Source organism: Candidatus Zixiibacteriota bacterium (genome assembly GCA_022865345.1).
Lineage (GTDB): Bacteria > Zixibacteria > MSB-5A5 > MSB-5A5 > RBG-16-43-9 > RBG-16-43-9.
The window spans coordinates 1-2,891 of record JALHSU010000158.1; the positions used below are offsets into that span (position 1 = coordinate 1).

A 2,891-nucleotide genomic window follows, 5' to 3' on the forward strand; every position below is an offset into this window, starting at 1 on the left:
CCTCGATTTTTTTGGATATGTGACGCAGGTTTAAAACTGCTGGGACCTTAATTCTTCACCAGAAGTGTCCGCTTTACCTCACTTTCTCTATTGACAAGAAAGCAATTTCTAAATTTATTATGGTTGCTAAGATTCGGTTAGTGATGCTTAAGGTTAAATCTGAAATTGCTGGAGAGTCTGAACTCACCCTGACTCCCTCTCTTATAAAGAGAGGGACTAATTTCCCCTTCTCTTCTTAAGAGAAGGGGTTAGGGGATGAGTTCGATAACTGAGCGTGATACGTTATGATTGGTAAATTAATTTCACATTATAAGATTCTCGAAAAACTTGGTGAGGGTGGAATGGGAGTGGTGTATAAAGCCCAGGATACCAAACTTCAACGTTTAGTCGCTCTGAAGTTTTTGCCTCCTCACATTGCTGATAGTCCTGAGGAAAAAGCCCGCTTTATCCAGGAGGCACAGTCTGCTTCTGCTCTAAATCATCCTAATGTTACTACTATTTATGGGATAGAGGAAAGTCCTGAAGGATTATTCATAGCTATGGAATATGTGGAGGGGAAGACTTTAAAGCAGATGATTGAAAAAGAGACCCTATCTATAAAGAAGGTCTTAGACATCGGGATTCAGGTTTGTGAGGGATTGACTGCCGCTCACAAGAAGGAGATAGTTCATCGTGACATAAAATCAGATAACATAATGGTTACTAAAGAGGGACAGGTTAAGATAATGGACTTTGGTCTGGCGAAGTTAAAGGGAGCTACCAAGCTTACTCAAACTGGCTCAACCTTAGGCACCCTTGCCTATATGTCGCCTGAGCAGGCACAGGGAGAAGAAGCTGACCAGAGGAGCGACATTTTCTCCTTTGGGATTGTCTTGTATGAGCTTTTGACCGGAAAATTACCTTTTGTAGGGGAGTATCAGGCAGCTATAATCTACTCGATCATAAATGAAGACCCTCAGCCTATGACTCGATACAACAACCAGGTTTCAGCCAAATTAGAGGATATGGTTTTCAAGGCTCTGGCTAAGGACAAAGAAGAAAGGTATCAACATATAGATGATTTATTAGCAGATTTAAGAAGAGAAAAGAAGAGTTTAGAATATGTGAAAACAGCCGTAGCAACAAAGCCCATCGAATCTCCCAAGCCAGCCATGGCAGTATTGTATTTACAAAATCTCTCTGAGAATAAAGAGGATGCATACTTTGCAGATGGAATGACCGAAGATATCATTACCCAGTTATCCAAAATTGGCGGCTTGCTGGTTACTTCGAGAAGTGATGTTGAGCAGTTCAAGAATAAACCAGTGAACCTCAAAGAGGTGGCAAATAGATTAAGAGTAAACTATGTAATGGAAGGTTCGGTCCGCAAATATGGGAATAAAATCAGAATCACCTGCCAGATGATTAAAGCCAGTGATGGATTCCACGTTTGGGCAGATAGCTACGATAGGCAGATGGAGGATTTGTTTGCTATTCAGGCAGAGGTAGCCAAAGAGGTAGCTCAGGCATTAAAGGTTACGCTTGCTCCGCCAGAATTAGTGATGATTGAAAAGAAACCCACCCTGAATGTGCAGGCATACAACTATTATTTGCAGGGACGGGAATACTATTGGACTGGATACAATACGATGGACGGACTACAACGGGCAACCATGATGTTCGAGAAGGCATTAGAAGCGGATTCGGATTTTGCTTTAGCTTATGCGGGATTATCCGACTGCTATTCCACCTATGTGCAATTGGGTATCGACCTCAAGAAATCCTGGCTCGAAAAGGCTGAAAAAGCTGGTTCCAAAGCATTGGCTCTTGAGCCTAACTTAGCTGAGGCTCATCGCTCTCTCTCTAGGCTATACATGATAGAGGGGAAAAGCGAAAAAGCCATACAAGAAGCCGAAGCAGCGGTCAAAGCCAATCCCAATTATGGAGAGGGGTGGAGGCTTCTGGGTCAATGGTACGTTTTTACTGGACAATATGTCAAAGCTGAAAGTGCGCTGAAGAGAGCTTTAGAGGTGAAGCCCACCGACCCCAACCTATTTGGGGCTTTCATAGAATTATACTCGATTTTAAGGAAAAAAGAAAAGGTAGGGGAGTATTTTAAAAAAGGATTAGAGATTCAGTGTGACAACTGGGATACATATGATTCCATGAGTTACTACTACCTGTATCAGGGTGAGTTGGAAGAAGCAAAAAGAATGGCTCATAAAGCGCTGAATATCAAACGGAAAGACATTCTTTCTGTGTTAGGCTTAATAAAAATTTTCATAATCTCAGGAGAGGTTGACATTGCCCTTAATTATTTAAATGAAATCTGTCGGGAAAATTCGAATCAGGATCTATTTGTGGAATTGGGCTACTTAGAGCTTTTGAGAGGAAATGAAAAGCAGGCAGAAATATTTTTAGATTCCTGCATTCAGCTCAATCAACCTTTGGTCAAAGAATTTGAAAATCTACCCATTGAATATATGAGTCGTTTAAGAATGGGTTTAGCATATGTCTTAAAAGGGGATTTCAGAAAAGCTTTGGAGCATGTAGAGAGTGTGAAAAAAAGTATAGGGGAATCTCTGATGTTCACAGGATGGTTTTTAGTAGACATCCTGCCGAACATTAGCTTCATTTATTCACTTGCCGGGCAAAAAGAAAATGCAGTGGAGATGCTGGAGTTTTTGGTCAAGGAAAATTTTGTGACTCCAGCGTATATAAAATTGCACCCCTGGTATAAAAATTTAGCTGGGTATCCAGCGTTTGAAGAGTTGATAAACCAAAAAACAAAATAAAAGATGATTGGGAAAACTATATTACGTTAGGAACTCACCCTGAATCCCTCTCTTAGAAAGAGAGGGACTAAAATCCCCTTCTCTTTGTAAGAGAAGGGGTGAGGGGATGAGTTCGAG

At 41.1% G+C, this 2,891-nt stretch carries 1 protein-coding gene; it reads left to right on the forward strand.

The features are described from left to right. The first annotated feature begins 284 nt into the window (after positions 1-284). Positions 285-2,774 (forward strand): protein kinase, encoded by a 2,490-nt coding sequence (locus tag MUP17_07475; GenBank protein ID MCJ7458815.1) that lies wholly within the window; start codon positions 285-287, stop codon positions 2,772-2,774. Positions 2,775-2,891 lie beyond the last annotated feature (117 nt).